Source organism: Enterobacter cloacae complex sp. AR_0002, assembly GCF_001922365.1.
GTDB classification, from domain to species: Bacteria; Pseudomonadota; Gammaproteobacteria; order Enterobacterales; family Enterobacteriaceae; genus Enterobacter; species Enterobacter hormaechei_C.
In genome coordinates this window covers 248707-266303 of record NZ_CP018814.1, presented here as the reverse complement: position 1 = coordinate 266303, position 17597 = coordinate 248707, and the positions used below count along the sequence as shown (strand labels likewise).

18 protein-coding genes are annotated in these 17597 nt (G+C 57.0%); 10 read left to right on the top strand and 8 right to left on the bottom strand.

Annotation, left to right across the window (positions count from 1 at the left end):
* The first annotated feature begins 257 nt into the window (after positions 1–257).
* The 3 genes from AM329_RS01425 to AM329_RS01415 are packed head-to-tail and all read left to right on the top strand — an operon-like array spanning position 258 to position 1967.
* Positions 258–614: an ArsC family reductase gene (locus AM329_RS01425; protein ID WP_015572203.1), complete on the top strand. Its 357-nt coding sequence runs from the start codon at positions 258–260 to the stop codon at positions 612–614.
* A 3-nt stretch (positions 615–617) separates the two neighbouring features.
* A complete protein-coding gene (gene dapE, locus AM329_RS01420) occupies positions 618–1745 on the top strand; it encodes a succinyl-diaminopimelate desuccinylase (RefSeq protein ID WP_003863566.1) in 1128 nt (375 codons plus the stop codon).
* A 24-nt stretch (positions 1746–1769) separates the two neighbouring features.
* Complete coding sequence (locus tag AM329_RS01415; RefSeq protein ID WP_000383991.1) at positions 1770–1967, top strand: YpfN family protein; 198 nt, start codon at positions 1770–1772, stop codon at positions 1965–1967.
* Positions 1968–2065: 98 nt separating this feature from the next.
* Here the strand turns inward: AM329_RS01415 and ypfH are convergent, their stop codons facing one another.
* The 6 genes from ypfH to dapA all read right to left on the bottom strand — a co-directional run bounded on the left by ypfH (position 2066) and on the right by dapA (position 8523).
* Positions 2066–2761: an esterase gene (ypfH, locus tag AM329_RS01410; RefSeq protein WP_023314628.1), complete on the bottom strand. Its 696-nt coding sequence runs from the start codon at positions 2759–2761 to the stop codon at positions 2066–2068.
* A 73-nt stretch (positions 2762–2834) separates the two neighbouring features.
* Positions 2835–4781 carry a tRNA(Met) cytidine acetyltransferase TmcA gene (locus AM329_RS01405; RefSeq protein WP_032609805.1) on the bottom strand — a complete coding sequence of 649 codons (1947 nt, stop codon included), beginning with the start codon at positions 4779–4781 and terminating at the stop codon, positions 2835–2837.
* On the bottom strand, positions 4781–5650 hold the full coding sequence (locus AM329_RS01400) for a neutral zinc metallopeptidase (RefSeq protein ID WP_001303362.1): 870 nt from the start codon (positions 5648–5650) through the stop codon (positions 4781–4783). The genes AM329_RS01405 and AM329_RS01400 overlap by 1 nt, the downstream gene beginning before the upstream one ends.
* A 120-nt stretch (positions 5651–5770) precedes the next feature.
* Complete coding sequence (gene purC / locus AM329_RS01395; protein WP_001171626.1) at positions 5771–6484, bottom strand: phosphoribosylaminoimidazolesuccinocarboxamide synthase; 714 nt, start codon at positions 6482–6484, stop codon at positions 5771–5773.
* A gap of 109 nt (positions 6485–6593) precedes the next feature.
* Complete coding sequence (gene bamC / locus AM329_RS01390) at positions 6594–7628, bottom strand: outer membrane protein assembly factor BamC (protein WP_032609806.1); 1035 nt, start codon at positions 7626–7628, stop codon at positions 6594–6596.
* 16 nt (positions 7629–7644) lie between these two features.
* Positions 7645–8523: a 4-hydroxy-tetrahydrodipicolinate synthase gene (gene dapA / locus AM329_RS01385; RefSeq protein ID WP_003860542.1), complete on the bottom strand. Its 879-nt coding sequence runs from the start codon at positions 8521–8523 to the stop codon at positions 7645–7647.
* Between the two features lie 145 nt (positions 8524–8668).
* Between dapA and AM329_RS01380 the strand changes: the two genes are divergently transcribed.
* Together AM329_RS01380 and bcp are read left to right on the top strand one after the other, a co-directional pair.
* Complete coding sequence (locus AM329_RS01380; protein WP_000213743.1) at positions 8669–9238, top strand: glycine cleavage system transcriptional repressor; 570 nt, start codon at positions 8669–8671, stop codon at positions 9236–9238.
* Positions 9238–9708, top strand: a complete 471-nt coding sequence (gene bcp / locus AM329_RS01375; RefSeq protein ID WP_003860544.1) for a thioredoxin-dependent thiol peroxidase — start codon at positions 9238–9240, stop codon at positions 9706–9708. Before AM329_RS01380 ends, bcp begins: the two co-directional genes overlap by 1 nt.
* A gap of 82 nt (positions 9709–9790) precedes the next feature.
* Here bcp and AM329_RS01370 read toward each other — a convergent pair whose 3' ends face one another.
* Positions 9791–10855: an AI-2E family transporter gene (locus AM329_RS01370; RefSeq protein WP_003860546.1), complete on the bottom strand. Its 1065-nt coding sequence runs from the start codon at positions 10853–10855 to the stop codon at positions 9791–9793.
* Between the two features lie 220 nt (positions 10856–11075).
* On the opposite strand from AM329_RS01370, the gene bepA reads away from it, so the two are divergent.
* The gene (bepA, locus tag AM329_RS01365) at positions 11076–12539 is read left to right on the top strand and encodes a beta-barrel assembly-enhancing protease (RefSeq protein ID WP_003860547.1); all 1464 of its coding nucleotides are present in this window, start codon (positions 11076–11078) and stop codon (positions 12537–12539) included.
* Between the two features lie 13 nt (positions 12540–12552).
* Positions 12553–12909, top strand: a complete 357-nt coding sequence (gene arsC, locus AM329_RS01360) for an arsenate reductase (glutaredoxin) (RefSeq protein ID WP_003860549.1) — start codon at positions 12553–12555, stop codon at positions 12907–12909.
* Here arsC and AM329_RS01355 read toward each other — a convergent pair.
* Positions 12906–13730: a hypothetical protein gene (locus tag AM329_RS01355; protein WP_003860550.1), complete on the bottom strand. Its 825-nt coding sequence runs from the start codon at positions 13728–13730 to the stop codon at positions 12906–12908. The two genes, arsC and AM329_RS01355, sit on opposite strands and share 4 nt — an antisense overlap.
* Positions 13731–13877: 147 nt before the next feature.
* Here AM329_RS01355 and celB point away from each other — a divergent pair, with 147 nt between their 5' ends.
* From celB to AM329_RS01340, 3 genes are read left to right on the top strand one after another with little or no spacing between them, the layout of a single operon-like run.
* The gene (gene celB, locus AM329_RS01350; protein ID WP_023325032.1) at positions 13878–15197 is read left to right on the top strand and encodes a PTS cellobiose transporter subunit IIC; all 1320 of its coding nucleotides are present in this window, start codon (positions 13878–13880) and stop codon (positions 15195–15197) included.
* Between the two features lie 3 nt (positions 15198–15200).
* On the top strand, positions 15201–16157 hold the full coding sequence (locus AM329_RS01345; RefSeq protein WP_032609807.1) for a N(4)-(beta-N-acetylglucosaminyl)-L-asparaginase: 957 nt from the start codon (positions 15201–15203) through the stop codon (positions 16155–16157).
* Positions 16157–17575 (top strand): M17 family metallopeptidase, encoded by a 1419-nt coding sequence (locus AM329_RS01340; RefSeq protein WP_023325034.1) that lies wholly within the window; start codon positions 16157–16159, stop codon positions 17573–17575. The genes AM329_RS01345 and AM329_RS01340 overlap by 1 nt, the downstream gene beginning before the upstream one ends.
* Positions 17576–17597 lie beyond the last annotated feature (22 nt).

Here is a 17597-nt window from a genome sequence, read left to right as displayed (position 1 = left end):
ATTTTATGTGACCTACAGCAATATTTTGAAATAGTCGGAAAAATGACAGCATTTTTAATTTCCCCCTGAGTTTATTGGCAATTTAAACAGGGTGGACAACTATGCTTAAAAGATGAAAGACTATTCAGCTTACAGCTGTTCGTTGAATTATGGAGAATTGTAAATCCCGAAAAATTCCGAATGTGTTATATTCCACTTAAGGATATATCTTCGAAAATATTGAACATTAAATCCACAAAAGAACAAAAGGATTCACTATGGTTGTGATGTACGGCATTAAGAATTGCGACACGATTAAAAAAGCCCGCCGCTGGCTGGAAGCACACAACATCGACTATCGCTTCCACGATTACCGTGCCGACGGGCTTGACCCCGCGTTTCTCCATTCCGCCATCAACGAACTGGGATGGGAAGCGCTGCTGAATACCCGCGGGACCACCTGGCGAAAACTGGATGAATCTCTCCGGGCCACGATCAACGACGCCGACAGCGCAGCCAAATTGATGCTTGAAATGCCGGCAATCATCAAACGCCCATTGCTCTGCAAGCCAGGTCAGCCTATGCTGCTGGGTTTCAGTGAAACCCTTTATTCAGATTTATTCGTTGAGGTGTAGTCTATGTCATGCCCGGTCATTGAGCTGACTCAGCAGCTTATTCGCCGTCCTTCCCTTAGCCCGGACGACGCAGGTTGTCAGGCATTAATGATTGAGCGCCTGCGTGCCATCGGTTTTACCGTGGAGCACATGGATTTTGGCGATACGCAGAACTTCTGGGCATGGCGCGGTCAGGGGGAGACGCTGGCGTTTGCCGGACATACTGACGTAGTTCCCGCGGGCGACGCAGACCGCTGGATCAACCCGCCTTTTGAGCCGACCATCCGCGACGGCATGCTTTTCGGACGCGGCGCTGCGGACATGAAAGGTTCCCTGGCTGCGATGGTCGTGGCGGCAGAGCGTTTCGTCGCCCAGCATCCGAACCATAAAAACCGTCTTGCGTTTTTGATTACCTCCGACGAAGAAGCCAGCGCCCATAACGGCACCGTGAAGGTCGTTGAGGCGCTGATGGCGCGCAATGAACGTCTGGACTACTGTCTGGTGGGCGAACCGTCCAGCACCGAAGTGGTGGGCGATGTTGTGAAAAATGGCCGCCGTGGATCCCTGACCTGCAATTTGACTATTCATGGCGTGCAGGGCCACGTTGCCTATCCGCACCTGGCGGATAACCCGGTACACCGCGCCGCGCCGATGCTGAACGAACTTGTGAGCATTGAATGGGATAAAGGCAATGAATTTTTCCCGCCAACCAGCATGCAGATAGCCAACATCAAGGCTGGCACCGGCAGCAACAACGTCATTCCCGGCGATCTCTTCGTCCAGTTTAACTTCCGCTTCAGCACCGAACTGACTGACGAGATGATCAAAGCGCGAGTGATTGCGCTGCTCGAGAAATATCAGCTGCGCTATACCCTCGACTGGTGGCTGTCTGGCCAGCCGTTCCTGACGCAGCGCGGTAAACTGGTGGATGCGGTAGTGAACGCCATTGCGCACTATAATGAAATTAAGCCACAACTGCTGACAACGGGCGGCACGTCTGACGGACGCTTTATCGCCCGCATGGGCGCACAGGTTGTCGAACTGGGTCCGGTTAACGCGACGATTCACAAAATCAATGAATGCGTGAACGCTGCCGATTTACAACTGCTGGCCCGCATGTATCAACGTATTATGGAGCAACTCGTCGCCTGACGGGTGCTTAAAGAGGATTAGCGAATGGACTGGCTTTCAAAGTACTGGTGGATTCTGGTGTTGGTATTTCTGGTAGGCGTGCTGCTTAACGTGATTAAAGATCTCAAGCGCGTTGACCACAAAAAGTTCCTTGCCAACAAACCGGATCTTCCGCCGCACCGTGATTTTAACGACAAGTGGGACGATGAAGACGACTGGCCGAAGAAGGACCAGAAGAAGTAATTGTACACACCCCTCACCCCCGGCCCCTCTCCCCAGAGGGACGAGGGGGGTTTTGTTCCCTCTCCCTTTGGGGAGAGGGTTAGGGTGAGGGGAAATGTTTAAATAAACTCGACGATATCATCGTCATTCGGCTTCGCGCCGCTGAGCGCTTCATCAAAGTAGTGCTTCGGTACGGTATAACGCAGATGATCGAGCGCGAACTGCATGCTGCGATCGTCAATGGCATGCCCCAGATCGTCTACGATATCCAGCGTCACATCTCCGCCCTCGCGCATCAGCGTCTCCTGGGCGGCTACTGCATGCGAAAGCTCAATTACCCGGTCTTCACCCCCATGAATGAGATGGATCGTGGTCTGCGTGGTCGCGCTTTGCGGTAACGTCGCAAAACGCCCGTTAAAGGCAATCACGCGGGACACCAGTCCGGGCTGCGCTTTTACGCTTTCCAGCGACATGATTGAACCCTGAGAGAAGCCAATCAGCGCCGTTGCGTCGGCGCCTACGCCGCTCTGCTGCTGCCAGTAACGCACGGTATCGATAAAGGCTGGCATAACGGCATCAATACGCGCCTGACGATTCTCCTCCGTCACGCCCTCGACGGAAAACCACTGCCGACCGTCCGGACCGCACGGCTCCACGCCGCCGATGCTGACGATCAGCGCGTGTGGGAAAACGGGTGCAAACCAGCTGCCAATCTGTCCCATATTGACGGCATTGTCGCCCACGCCATGAAACAGAAGCAGGAGCTGTTTAGCAGGCGTATCCGGGCTTTGCACAACAAAATGGTCATGTTTCATGGCGATCTCCTTAATTGATAAGCAGGATTTTACGCCTCTGCGGGGTAATGACCATGCCACTTTACTGAAGAAGTCATTGAAAAAATTGCCATTGCAAAATGTCGGCTTTCAGCTGCTGGCTACGGGAGTAATCAAGCCTTTCAAGCGCGTGTGCGGTTTCCTCGCGTAGCTTCGCCAGCAACGCTTTGCGCCCGAAATCGTGCGTATTCCCTTCCATTTTCCCGCGCAGCGCCGGGAGTGGGATGTCCACGGCTAACACCAATCGCGTTAGCGCCGCAACCGAGGTTGAAAACGCCCGGTGAGCAAAGGCAAACCCCGCCAGCTCCAGCCAGTCATCACTATTAAGGGTAGCTTCCCATGCATCCGTCACCGGGATCTTTTCGCCATTCCAGGCCGACAGGACGCGCATATCACGACATAAACGCTGATGCGCCTGTTCGCAGAGCTGATGCCCCGCCTCGCTCAGCGGCAGCAACGCCATCGCCGTATAGCACCCGCTGCTGGCTTCCCGGTGGCTGCCCATCCGCACCAGCACAAACCCGCACTGCCGCCAGAAACGCCACAGCTCGTCGGTATAGCCAAAGCTGACCGAGAGATAATCTTCTCCGCTGGCACTGCGGATCAGCCGCTGGCCGATGCCTTCCCGCTGGCGATGGGGATGAACCGCAATGCGGCTGACGCGTCGGCCTTTCAGCGTCGCCGCGAGCGGCGAACCGCCGTGCGCCGCCAGCGACTGCGCCACCAGATTTCCACGCGGCCGACGAAACCCCGCCCATACTGCGCGGCTAAGTTCAGGGGGTAATCCCCCCTCCTCCACCAGCCAGAGCGCGCCCGCGATCTCCGCGCCCGCCTGAGCAACAGCAAAGTGCTGGCCGGGGGCGTCCATCATCCGGCGTAAATCGAGGGGGGACGTTCGGTAGTGCGCGGCACACAGCAGTTCATACACGCCTGCCCCGCGCGCCGGATCGTTCTCCCATATCCCGGGCTCCAGCGACGTTAAACGTACCTCCCCTGCCGGTTTGCGATCGATAAGCGCATCGTCGAACAGCAGCGCGTTCGCCACTATCCGCTCAAGGGGGCATCCGGCAGCCCAGCGAACTGGCGTGGATAAGGTATAACGCCGCAGCCCGCTGAACCGGGCGCAGAACTTCAGCAGGAATCCCCTGCCCGTGCCTTCATAACCCTGCACCGTGGTGGTCAGCAACACGCGGGGAAAGCGCGACACCAGCTTCTCCAGCAGCGGGCCGGGGATAGCGGCTGCCTCATCGACAATCAGCCAGTCAGCTTCTGTGGTGGAGGCCAGCAGCGCATCCGGGGCCATAAAGTGAAAACGTTCCCCGGCGAAACGCGCGATGACATCCGTCGCCCCTTTTGCCGGTGCCGTCACTACTGCACTCCCCTGAATGCCGCTCAGCAACATGCCCGCCAGGGCGGACTTTCCGCGTCCGCGCGGCGCCGTCACGGCGGCCACGCCCGCAGGCATGGTCAGAAGAGCGTCGAGGATTTCAGCCTGCTCGCGCTGCGGTTCACCGCTGGCGGGCTGCCAGGCGGGTAAATCTGGCGCAACGGGAAGGCACAGAGGACGATGTTGATGCCAGACGATGGCATCTGAATCGGCGGTAAGCATCCGGCAAAAGTGGTGAACAAAGTGCGTGGTGGCGATCGGCTCTGCGCTGTCGCTCCAGCGCAGAGAATCCCTGTCGGGCCTGTCGGCCCAGACGGAGAACGGCGGCACCAGCAGCACCAGAAGGCTTCCGGCGCGCAGGGTCCCGCTGAGGGCGGCGAAGGCCGAGACGTCAAACCCGTCTCGCGCGTCAAAAACGGCGTGCAGGTATTCACGTCCCAGCAGGCCGCTGATGGCCTTAGAGGGGTTTTCCTCCAGCCACAGCCAGTCTCCTGGTAACGTATCGCGCAGATGGGTCACCTGGCTCAACGTCCACGCTTCATCGCCGCTGAGCACCACCAGCCGGCGGTGCCCGGTACGCTGAAGCTGGTTAACCAGCTGTTCAAACCCCAACATCACATAGCTTTGCCGAAGGTATTACACTGCGACGGGTTGCCGCTGTCGAAGCCACGCTTAAACCAGCTGTAGCGCTGCTCTGAGGTGCCATGGGTAAAGCTGTCCGGCACAACGCGCCCCTGGCTCTGCTGCTGCAAGCGATCGTCACCAATCGCCTGTGCGGCATTCAGGGCCTCTTCCAGATCGCCTGTTTCCAGCACGCCCTGCTGCTGCATGCTATGTCCCCAGACGCCAGCGAAGCAGTCGGCCTGAAGCTCCATGCGTACGGAAAGACGATTCACCTCCGCCTGAGACGCATTCTGCTGCATCTGACGCACTTTAGGCTCAATGCCGAGGAGCTTCTGCACATGGTGGCCGACTTCATGCGCGATCACGTAGCCCTGGGCAAAATCGCCGTCGGCGCCCAGCTTGCTTTTCATGTCGTCATAGAAGGAGAGATCGATATAGACGGTGCTGTCCGCCGGGCAGTAGAACGGCCCCATAACGGACTGCCCGGTGCCACAGCCGGTGCGGGTTGCGCCCCGGTACATCACCAGTTTTGGCGGCTGATAAGTCCGCCCCATTTTCTCGAACTGCTGACCCCAGGTATCTTCGGTCGTCGCGAGAATAACGGAAGTAAATTTCGCCGCTTCATCTTCATTTGGGCTGATGGAGCGCTGAGAATACTGCTGCTGTTGCCCGGTTTCACCGGTCATCAAACCGGTCAGGTCGACACCGTAGTAGCCCGCCACCAGCACGACGACCAGCAGAATAATGCCGCCCTTGCCGCTGGGTAACCGGAAACCTGGCCCGCCCATAGACGGACCACCGCCACCACTGCTGCGTCTGTCTTCTACGTTGTCACTTTCACGACGCCCTTGCCAGCGCATAAACACCTCGAACTATTCCATTTATAATAGCTATGATCGTAGGCGGTTAATGAAAGGATTACCATAGTAAACAAGGATAAGACGCCAAAGGATGCCAACATCCTTTGGCAAATGCGCAGTTTAGTCGAGCTTAACGCCTAAACGGTGAGCAACCGCTTCGTACGCTTCGACCACGCCACCCAGACTCTGGCGGAAACGGTCTTTGTCCATTTTATCCAGCGTCTCTTTGTCCCACAGGCGGCTGCCGTCCGGAGAGAATTCGTCGCCCAGCACCACTTCGCCTTTGTACAGACCGAACTCCAGCTTGAAGTCGACCAGGATCAGGCCCGCGTCATCAAACAGCTTTTTCAGCACGTCGTTGGCTTTGTAGGTCAGTTCCTGCATGCGCGCCAGGTTCTCTTTGCTTACCCAGCCGAAGGTTTCACAGTAGGATTCGTTGACCATCGGGTCATGCATGGCGTCGTTTTTCAGGAACAGATCGAACAGCGGTGGATTCAGTTCGATACCTTCTTCGATGCCCAGACGCTTCACCAGGGAGCCTGCGGCACGGTTACGGATCACGCACTCAACCGGCACCATATCCAGTTTTTTTACCAGACATTCCGTATCGGACAACAACGCTTCCATCTGAGTCGGGATACCGGCTTCGGCCAGTTTGGTCATAATGAAGTGGTTGAACTTGTTGTTCACCATGCCCTTACGATCGAACTGCTCAATGCGTGCGCCGTCTCCTGCTGACGTATCATTGCGGAATTCGAGCACCAACAGATCCGGGTTTTCCGTGCTGTATACGGTTTTCGCTTTGCCACGATACAACTCAGCTTGCTTCTGCATCTTCATTACTCCTGGTGTGATGATTTGTATTCAAAACTGGCCATATTATGCCACGCACACGTTTGCGTAGCACGAAAATAAAAAGGGCTGGATTAACCAGCCCTCACTATTATTTGCTGAATGCGGCCTGGAAGGCAGCGACCAGCGCATCGTTCTGCGCCTGGGTCAGCGTGTGTCCTTTCGGATCGATAAATTGCAGGCTGCTGCGGTTATCGAGGTCGCCGACCTGGATTTTGTAGTCACCGGAAGGCAGCTGTGGATCGCGTGCCCCCAACTCCTGCCAGGCGCTATCAGACAGCGGCTTATAGGTCGCTGTGATGCTGCCCGTTGAACGGGTGCTGTCGGTCACCTTCATGCCCACTTTTTCAAGCGTTGCTGGCAGACGCTGCCAGGTCTGGTTAAACGGCGCACGCACCACCAGCATCGGCAGACCGGTATCGTCTGCACCGCTCTGCACATCAAAGGTTGAGCCGTTACGGTTCTGCGCGGCGTTTGCGGCATCGGTAGCGTTCTTATCCAGACCCGCTGCAATCACGTTCAGCATTTCAGTGCTGTAGCGCTGCATGGCGGACGGATCGGCAACCGGTTTACCTGCCTGCTCAAGATTCAACAGCTTAACGGTAACCGCCTGCTGATAACCCTTCGGCTTAACGGAGACTTGATAACGACCACGGTACTGCTGGTCTTCATCGAGACGGTTCCACTCAATCCAGTCGGTGGTTAAAGCTTGGCTGGCGTCGTCGCGTTTATCAATCGTATAGTTTTTCGACTGAATGACGCTTACAACCTGCGGCCACAGCGTTGTACCGCGTGCGCTTTCCACCAGCAGAGAAGCTGTATCACCGGTGAACTGCGTGCGCGCGCCGCTCACGAGCGCCAGAGGCTGAGCTGGCGGACGAATATCGAGCGCTTTACCCACCAGGCCGCTGCCGTTGGTAACCGGAATATTATAATCACCGTTCTGGATCGGCAGGATCATGCCGGCAGGCGCGTGAAGTTCAGCAAGCGGCGGCGCATCCAGATAGGATTCATCACCGCTCACCTGGCGCTTGTAGCGCGAGTCTGAACTACAGGCAGCGAGGAGCATAACAAGCGAAACACCCGCAACCTTCGCCAGGCGCGACTTCTGTACTGAATAAGCCATCAAATCTCCCTAAACTTTACAGCAAACCGGCATGCTTCAGCGCGCCAGCGACAATTTCACGACCGTGGTCGGTAATCGGTGTCATTGGCAGACGCAGCGTGTCGGTTGCTACAAGCCCCAACTCCTTACATGCCCATTTCACTGGGATCGGATTGGGTTCGACAAATAATTTATTGTGCAACGGCATCAGACGCTGATTAATCACGCGAGCTTCATCAAAGTGACCGGCTGCGGCCAGTTTGCACATGTCAGCCATATCGCGCGCCGCCACGTTCGCCGTCACGGAAATCACGCCGTTACCACCGAGCTGCATAAAGTCCAGCGCGGTCGCATCATCACCGCTCAACAGGATAAAGTCGTCTGAAACCAGCTCTTTGATCTGATGAACGCGGCTTAAGTTCCCTGTCGCCTCTTTAATCCCGATAATATTTTTTACTTTCGAGAGACGGCCAACGGTTTCCGGCAGCATATCGCAACCGGTACGGGACGGCACATTATACAGAATTTGTGGCAAGTCAGTATGTTCAGCGATGGCTTTGAAATGCTGGAACAAACCTTCCTGAGTAGGACGGTTGTAATAAGGGGTCACCGTCAGACAGCCGACAATGCCGCTGTCGTTAAAACGTTGGGTCAGACTGATAGCTTCTGCGGTTGCGTTTGCGCCCGTCCCCGCGATGACCGGAATACGCCCGTCCGCCAGTTCCAGGGTCAGCATCACAACGTCGCCGTGCTCTTCGTGGCTCAGCGTAGCGGATTCACCGGTAGTCCCTACCGAAACGATCGCCGAGGTTCCATTGGCGACATGGTAATCAATGAGCTTCTTCATGCTTGACCGGCAGACATTACCTTTTTCATCCATCGGTGTAACAAGCGCGACAATACTTCCCGTGAACATGAGCCATCCTCTGTGCGAACAAGAGCCTCAATGTTACGTTTGGAACTGTAATAAAAGCAAGCGACCTGAGGCTCTCAGGCGGTTGTATGCATGTTTTTTTTATGCTTTCCTTAGGAAGACTTAACCACGCAAAGGAAGAACAGGTTTGACAACCTCATCACAACATTACCTGGTTATCACTGCGCTGGGTGCTGACAGGCCGGGTATCGTGAATACCATCACTCGCCACGTGAGCAGCTGCGGCTGCAACATCGAAGACAGCCGGCTGGCTATGCTTGGCGAAGAGTTCACGTTCATCATGCTGCTTTCCGGAACATGGAATGCCATTACCCTCATCGAATCTACCCTGCCGCTGAAAGGCGCAGAGCTGGATTTACTGATTGTGATGAAGCGCACCACCGCGCGCCCGCGTCCGGCTCTGCCTGCCACGGTCTGGGTACAGGTTGAAGTGCCTGATTCACCTCATCTGATTGAACGTTTTACGGCGCTGTTTGACAGCCATCAGATGAACATTGCCGAACTGGTTTCCCGCACGCAGCCGGGCGATGAAAACGCAATCCCGACGCTGTTTATTCAAATTACCGCACACAGCCCTGCCTCGCAGGATGCGTCAAATATCGAGCAAGCGTTCAAAGCCCTCTGTACAGAATTACACGCGCAAGGCAGTATAAGCGTCGTCGATTATTCGCAGCACGAACAGGATGGAGTTGAGTAATGAACCCACTGAAAGCCGGTGATATCGCACCGAAATTTAGCTTACCGGATCAAGACGGCGAGCAAGTAAATTTGACCGACTTCCAGGGACAGCGTGTTCTGGTCTATTTCTACCCGAAAGCCATGACCCCGGGCTGTACCGTACAGGCCTGCGGTCTACGCGACAACATGGATGAGTTGAAAAAGGTCGGTGTGGAAGTGCTGGGCATCAGCACCGATAAGCCAGAGAAGCTGTCACGTTTTGCGGAAAAAGAGCTGCTGAACTTCACGCTGCTTTCCGATGAAGACCACCAGGTTTGCGAGCAGTTTGGCGTCTGGGGTGAGAAGTCCTTTATGGGCAAAACGTACGACGGTATTCACCGTATCAGCTTCCTGATTGGCGCTGACGGTAGAGTTGAGCACGTGTTTGATGATTTCAAAACCAGCAACCACCACGACGTGGTGTTGAAGTGGCTGAAAGAAAGTGCCTGAAAGTGAGTGTCGGGTGGCGGCTTCGCCTTACCCGACCTACAAGAATAAGTAGGCCGGGTAAGCGCAGCGCCACCCGGCAAAACTACTTCTCCTCCACCGCCGGCACATCCGGCCACGCGTGGACCACGGCTTTAATCAGCGTCGCCAGCGGAATGGCGAAGAACACGCCCCAGAATCCCCACAGCCCGCCGAAAATCACCACTGACAGAATAATCACCAGCGGATGCAGGTTAACGGCTTCTGAGAACAGCACCGGTACCAGCAGGTTCCCATCCAGTCCCTGAATAATCAGGTATACGGCGAAACAGCTCCAGAACTCCGTACCCAGACCAAACTGGAACAGCGCCACACCGACTACCGGAATGGTCACCACAAACGCGCCGATATACGGGATCAGAACCGAGAATCCGACCAGCACCGCCAGCAGCAGCGAGTAGTTCAGCCCGAAGATCACGAAGCCAATCCAGGTCGCCACGCCCACCACAATCATCTCCAGCACTTTGCCGCGAATGTAGTTGGTGATCTGCTGGTTCATCTCCTGCCAGACCTGACCGGCGAGACCGCGATTGCGCGGCAGCACGCGGCGCACCGCGTTCAGCATCTGCTCTTTATCTTTGACCAGGAAAAACACCATTAGCGGCACGAGAACAAGGTAAACCGCCAGCGTCAGCAACCCCACCAGCGAGGCCAGAGAGTATTTCACCACCGAATCCCCCATGGTCATGATGCGGGCGCGCATGTTTTCGGCCATCGCATCGATAATCCCGGCGTCCATCAGCGCAGGATAGCGGCGCGGCAGCGTGGCGGCAAAATCAGACAGTTTATTCAGCATGCCGGGCATATCACGGATCAGGTAGATCCCCTGTTGCCAGGCGATGGGCATCACCACGAAGGACATCAGCAGCAGAATACCGACAAACAGCACCAGGACAATGCTGGTCGCCCAGCGGCGGGAACAGCCGATATGTTCCAGACGCGCGGTGGGCCACTCCAACAGATACGCCAGTACAATCGCCACCAGTAGCGGTGCCAGCAGGCCACTAAAGAAGAACAGGATACCGAATCCGGCAACCAGAATGACCAGCAAAGCAATGGCTTCCGGGTCGCTAAACCGACGCCGATACCACTGCATTAACATTTCGAGCATACAACCCTTCCCTGAATCGAATGGCGGGAGTGAGACGGTGAATTGTATCTAACTGTCACAAAAAAGACTTTCCTTTTTGTTTCACTGTCAGGTTTCGCAAAACCCTGATGAATGGGATTTTCTTCATCTCTTAACACGGCTACACTCGCAGAGCAGCGGAGATGAACGTTATGCGGGTTCATCGGTCAAATTAGCACATCCAAAATACAGGACAGTGGTTATGTTCAGGCAGTTGAGAAAAACACTGGTTGCGACACTGATTGCCGCCGTGACGGTGGGTCAGGTGTTGCCCGCTTTCGCTGACTCGTCCGATTCATTGCCGGACATGGGCACCACGGCAGGAAGCACGCTCTCCATCGGGCAGGAGATGCAGATGGGTGATTATTACGTACGCCAGCTGCGCGGCAGTGCTCCGCTGATTAACGACCCTTTGCTGGTGCAGTACATCAACGGTCTGGGGATGCGGCTGGTGGCGCACGCCGACTCGGTAAAAACGCCCTTCCATTTCTATTTAATCAATAACGACGAAATCAACGCCTTCGCCTTCTTTGGCGGGAACGTGGTGCTGCATTCGGCGCTGTTCCGTTATTCCGATAACGAAAGCCAGCTGGCGTCCGTCATGGCGCACGAAATTTCGCACGTCACCCAGCGCCATCTGGCGCGTGCGATGGAAGATCAGAAGCGTAACGCCCCCCTGACCTGGGTGGGCGCGCTGGGTTCCATTTTGCTGGCGATGGCCAGCCCGCAGGCCGGGATGGCGGCGCTTACCGGGACGCTGGCGGGGACGCGTCAGGGGATGATCAGCTTTACCCAGCAGAACGAGCAGGAAGCAGACCGCATCGGCATTCAGGTTTTACAGCGTTCCGGCTTTGACCCGCAGGCCATGCCGAGCTTCCTGGAAAAACTGCTCGACCAGGCACGCTACTCGTCGCGCCCGCCTGAAATTCTGTTGACCCACCCGCTGCCGGAAAGCCGACTCTCGGATGCCCGTAACCGTGCCAACCAGATGCGTCCGGTCGTGGTGCAGTCTTCGCAGGATTTCTACATGGCCAAAGTGAGAACGCTTGGCATGTACAACTCCGGACGTAATCAGCTCACCAGCGATCTGCTGGACGCGCTGGCGAAAGGCAACGTGCGCGAGAAAAACGCGGCGCAGTATGGTCAGGCGCTCCAGGCGATGGAGGCCAGCAAGTACGATGAAGCGCGTAAAGCGCTACAGCCGCTGCTGGCGTCGGCGCCTGACAATCCGTGGTATCTTGACCTCGCCACCGATATCGATCTGGGGCAGAAAAAAGCGACCGATGCGATCAATCGTCTGAAAGGGGCGAAAGACATTCGCAACAATCCGGTATTGCAGCTTAACCTGGCGAACGCCTACCTACAGGGCGGCCAGCCCGGCGAGGCGGTGACCATTCTGAACCGCTACACCTTTAACAATAAAGATGACCAGAACGGCTGGGAACTGCTCGCCCAGGCCCAGGGGCAACTGGGTAACCGCGATCAGGAGCTGGCCGCGCGTGCGGAAGGCCTGGCGCTGGCGGGTCGCCTCGATCAGGCCATTTCCCTGTTGAGCAGCGCCAGCTCACAGGTGAAGCTTGGCAGCCTGCAACAGGCCCGCTACGATGCGCGAATCGACCAGCTGCGCGGCCTGCAACAACGCTTTAAGCCGTACGAGAAGATGTAATAAAGGAGAAGTCATGACAGACGCGGTAAAAATTTACCATAACCCTCGCTGCTCCAAGAGCCGCGAGACGCTGAATCTGCTGAAGTCTAACGGCATCGATCCGGAAGTGGTGTTGTATCTGGAGACGCCGCCGGATGCGCAGACGATCCGCCAGCTGCTGAAGATGCTTAACATGGGCAGCGCACGCGACCTGATGCGTCAGAAAGAAGATCTGTATAAGTCGCTTAATCTGAACGATACCAGTCTCACAGAAGATCGGCTGATTCAGGCGATGGTCGACAATCCAAAGCTGATTGAGCGCCCGATTGTGGTGGCGAACGGCAAGGCGCGTATCGGCCGTCCACCGGAAGACGTGCTCGGGATCGTCTAATCGTTACGCCGCAGCGCTTCCAGAAACGCCTGCGGCGTACGCTCTCCCAGCTTTTTCTGCGCTTTTCCCCGGTTGTAAAACTCACACAGTTGGATCAACAGCGCTCCCGCCGGTTCACTGTTCACCCGCGGAATGATCTCACGTAACGGCACGGTGGCCTGAAGGGCAAGATAATACTGTGAATGCACTTTTACGGTGACGTTATGCTCCGGCAAGTTCACTGCCAGCCCAAAAGTCTCAACAGATTGAATATCAGCCGGACAGGCAGCCAGCACCTCGTTCGTCCAGCGGGTCAGCAACTGCGGCGAGACACCGGCATAAAGCCGGGCGTAGCACCAGCCGCTAACGGGTTCACGCGCCCAGAGCAGGTGTTGCTCCCCACCGTCGTCCATATGCAGCGATAGCGGCTGATGATGCAGAAGTAGCTTCTGCGGCATGATACCGGCCTTCAGCGCCTTTTTGCCCTGCAACGACGCCCCCTTTTGTCTTACCGAAGCCGGTTTGAGGTAGCGGTTCAGGGTCGCGCGGGAAACGGCGATCCCGAGCCCGTCATTCACCAGCAGCAGCAGTTCATCCAGCGGTGCACCGGTGATATCACGCAGAGCATTTATTAGTGCTGCCTGCTCTTGTCTCAACGCTTTATGTATCACTTTTGGCGTGGTGTGGTTATCCGAAACCTGGTCGCGGTTGCGCCAGCGCCTGACGGTGGTGACCGAGATACCCAACTCAACGGCAAGCTCTCTGTCGCTTTTATCTGACTGCTGAAGATAACGACGGATACGCGGTGTGGTGGTGGCGTTGGCATGCAGTTTGATTTCCATCGCGTCTCTCTCCGCAACTAATCTTATGAGATTTATATCAGAGCAGCGAATGCTTTGTGACCGATTTCACCTTTCGCTCGCCGCGCTTCACTGATAATCCACAGACATAACATAAACAACACCTCTCAATCTTGTACGGAGTTCACAATGAACAATGTTCTGGGATTTCTTGAAGCAAAACTGATGCCGCTGGCGGCGAAAACGGCCCAGCAGCGTCATCTTGGGGCCATTCGTGGGGCCTACGTTTCATTCATGCCGTTTATCATCGTCGGCTCCATCCTGCTGGTGATCTCCTCCTTCCCGAATCAGGCCTATCAGCAGTTTATGTCTCAGGCCTTTGGTGAGAGCTGGAGTGCGATTATAGAGATCCCGTTTAACGCGGTGTTCTCAACCATGTCGCTGTTTATCAGCTTCCTGGTGGCCTACCGCCTGGCTGAGCATTATGGCGAGGACCGCATCTCCTGCGGCATCCTGGCGCTGGTCGCGTTTCTGATCCTGACGCCCTTTATCAAAGTGGCGGAAAACGGCGGCATTACCGTGATGCCGGTGGAGTGGATTGGCAGCAAAGGGCTGTTCGTGGCGATGATCGGTTCCCTGCTGTGGACGGAACTGTTCTGCTGGCTGAAGCGCAAAAAGCTGGTCATCAAAATGCCGGACGGCGTGCCTCCTGCGGTGCAGGAGTCGTTCGCGGCCCTGATCCCGGCCCTGCTGGTGATGATTCTGGTGCTGCTTATCCGCATCATCTTTGAAAACACCCACTACCACACCATCCACCAGTTTATTTATGAAGTGGTTGCCACCCCGGTGCGCCACTACGGCACCTCTTATTTCGGGGCGCTGATGACCGTATTCAGCATCACCATTCTGTGGTCAGTGGGCATTAACTCAGGTTCGATGATCAACGGGATTATTCGTCCGCTGTGGATGGAGAACCAGACCGACAACATCGCCGCGATTCAGGCGGGAACGACGCCGCCGCACATCATCACCGAACAGTTTTTTGACATGATCTGGATGGGCGGCGCGGGCGCCACGCTGTCGCTGGTGATTGCGATGCTGATTTTCGCCCGCAGCAAAAACATGCGCGAAGTGGCGCGCCTCGGTGCGGGTGCCTCGGTGTTTAACATCAACGAACCGATTCTCTTTGGCCTGCCGGTGATCATGAACCCAATCATGCTCATCCCGTTCAATCTGGTGCCGCTGGTGCTGGTCACCGTGCAGTATGCGGCGATGAAAATTGGTGCGGTCGCCGTCACCACCGGGGTGTTTATCCCCTGGACGCTGCCGCCGGTTATTAGCGGCTTTATCGTCACCGGGCACCTGAGCGGCAGCGTGATGCAGCTGATCAACCTGCTGATTGGCGCCATGCTGTACCTGCCTTTCATGCGTATCCTGGATAAACAGTACCGCGCGGCGGAAATAGCCAGCGTTACGCAAACCGACACCACCCTTGCAAAACAGGAGTAAAGCATGTGGGGAATTATCGCAACCTGGCGAATGGCGCTTGAAGGCGTCACGGAATCTGCGTCTGCGCTGGCTGCGGGCAAACCGGTCGCTGCGGCGGTAGTGGATGCCGTCGCCGCCGTCGAGGACTTTCCGCTGTATAAATCCGTCGGCTACGGCGGGCTGCCGACAGAGAACGGCGAGGTGGAGCTGGACGCGGCCTATATGGACGGCGACACGCTGGCGTTCGGCGCCGTGGGGAATCTGGTGGATATCGCCAACCCGGTGCGCGTGGCGCACGCGCTCAGCCGCCAGCGCTATAACAGCCTGCTGGTCGGCCAGGGCGCGCGCGAATGGGCGCTGAGTCAGGGCTTTGCCGATAAAACCATGCTCACGGATCGCGCCATGCAACACTACCGTAAGCGCTGCCGCGAAACGCTGGATAAGGGGTTAAGCCCCTACGACGGACATGACACCGTCGGCATCATCGGCCTCGATAAACAGGGCTCGATGAGCGTCGCCACTTCCACCAGCGGCCTGTTTATGAAAAAACGCGGTCGCCTCGGTGACTCACCCATCATCGGCTCCGGCTTTTACTGCGACAGCGAAACCGGCGCGGCCACCGCCACGGGCGTCGGTGAAGATCTGATGAAGGGCTGTACCAGCTACGAAATCGTTCGCCGGATGGCGCAAGGCATGACGCCGCAGCAGGCGGCGGATTCGGTCGTGTTCGAACTGGAAGACAAACTGATGTCGCGCTTCGGTCGCGCGGGCGATCTCTCCGTGGTGTGCATGAACAGCAAAGGAGAATTTGGCGCCGCGACCAACATCAAAACCTTCTCGTTCGTGGTGGCGACGGCTCGCCAGCCCCTCACCGTTTTCCGTACTGAACGCCTGCGGGAGAAAACGCACTATCACGCGGTAGATGAGGAGTGGATGCAGGCCTATGCCGCGCGGATCTGCGCACCGATTGAGGAGTTATGATGATCACGTACCAGTTTATCAACGCGCTTTCAGACGCGAAGCCGCAGAGCCATTTGATTGCGCGCGCTGACAGTTCCCTGTTACCGGATAGCGCTCTTATCGCTGAAATGCGCCAGCAGAGCACCGTCGCGGACGCGCGCTTTGGCTGCGCGCCGTTTGCCCGCATCACTCTGTTGCCGGATGCGCTCTGGCATGACGCCCTGACCGAAGGGTTGATCACGGCCCTGCGACCGCTGCTTACCGCCCCCGCCAGCGCCGAACTCGTGCTGGACGTGACGGATATCGACGATGTGGTGCTGGCGCAGGTACTGCGTTTTCTCTTTAATCAGGCGCACATGCTCAGTGACCTGAAGCTGAAGAAGACGGACGAAGCGCTGCGCCTTACCTGCATCACTGCCCTCTGCCTGCCGGAACAGCAGGCGAAGCTGGAGACGACCTTCCGCCAGCAGCAGGCCATTGCGCTCGGCATGGTTGCGGCACGACGTCTGGCGGATATGCCATCCGACCGCTGTACGCCGCAGTTTGTGGTGGAAGAGGCGCAAAAACTGTGTGCCGCCAGCCCTGCTCTGCGCTGCGAGGTGTTGGATGAAAAGCAAATTGTTGAGCAGGGGCTGGGGCTACTGCACGCCGTTGGCAAAGGGGCGACCTGCCCGCCTCGCCTGCTGGCTATTCACTATAACGGCGTGTCTGATGGCCCGGTGCGCTGCTACGTGGGAAAAGGCATTACCTTTGACACCGGCGGCCTGTGGCTGAAGGAAGGCGCGGGCATGTACACCATGAAATATGACATGTGCGGCGCGGCTAACGTGCTCGGGCTGATGCTGACCGTTGCGGAGCAGAAATTACCCGTGCGCATCATGGGCGTGCTGGCGCTGGCGGAAAACGCCATCGGCCCCGACGCCATGCAGCCCGGCACGGTGGCAACAGCCTGCAACGGCATTACGGTGGAAATCAACAACACCGATGCCGAGGGCCGGCTGGTGCTGGCAGACGCTATCGCCTGGGCGAGTCAGCGCCATCCGCAGGCGCATTATATTATTGATATGGCGACCTTAACCGGAGCGGTGGTGAAAGCGCTGGGGTATGAGCTGAGCGGGCTGATGACCCAGGATGAGCCGTTGCGTCAGGCACTGACGCTCGCGGGCAAACGGAGCGGCGACGAGGTGTGGTCCCTGCCGCTGGATGCGAGGCTGAGAAAGCAAACCGACAGCGCGATTGCCGATCTGTGCAACACGCCGACCAACAATGCGGCGATCAGCGCCTCGGCGGCGTGGCTGCTGCACCATTTCTGCCCGCCGACTATTCCGTGGGCGCATCTGGATATCAGCGGGACGGCGCTGTGGCGAGAAAACGGACGGAGCGTGGCGTCGGGAAGACCGATTCCGCTGCTGGTGGAGCACTTGTTGGGGGATCTTTAGCCGGGTGGCGGCTGCGCCTTAC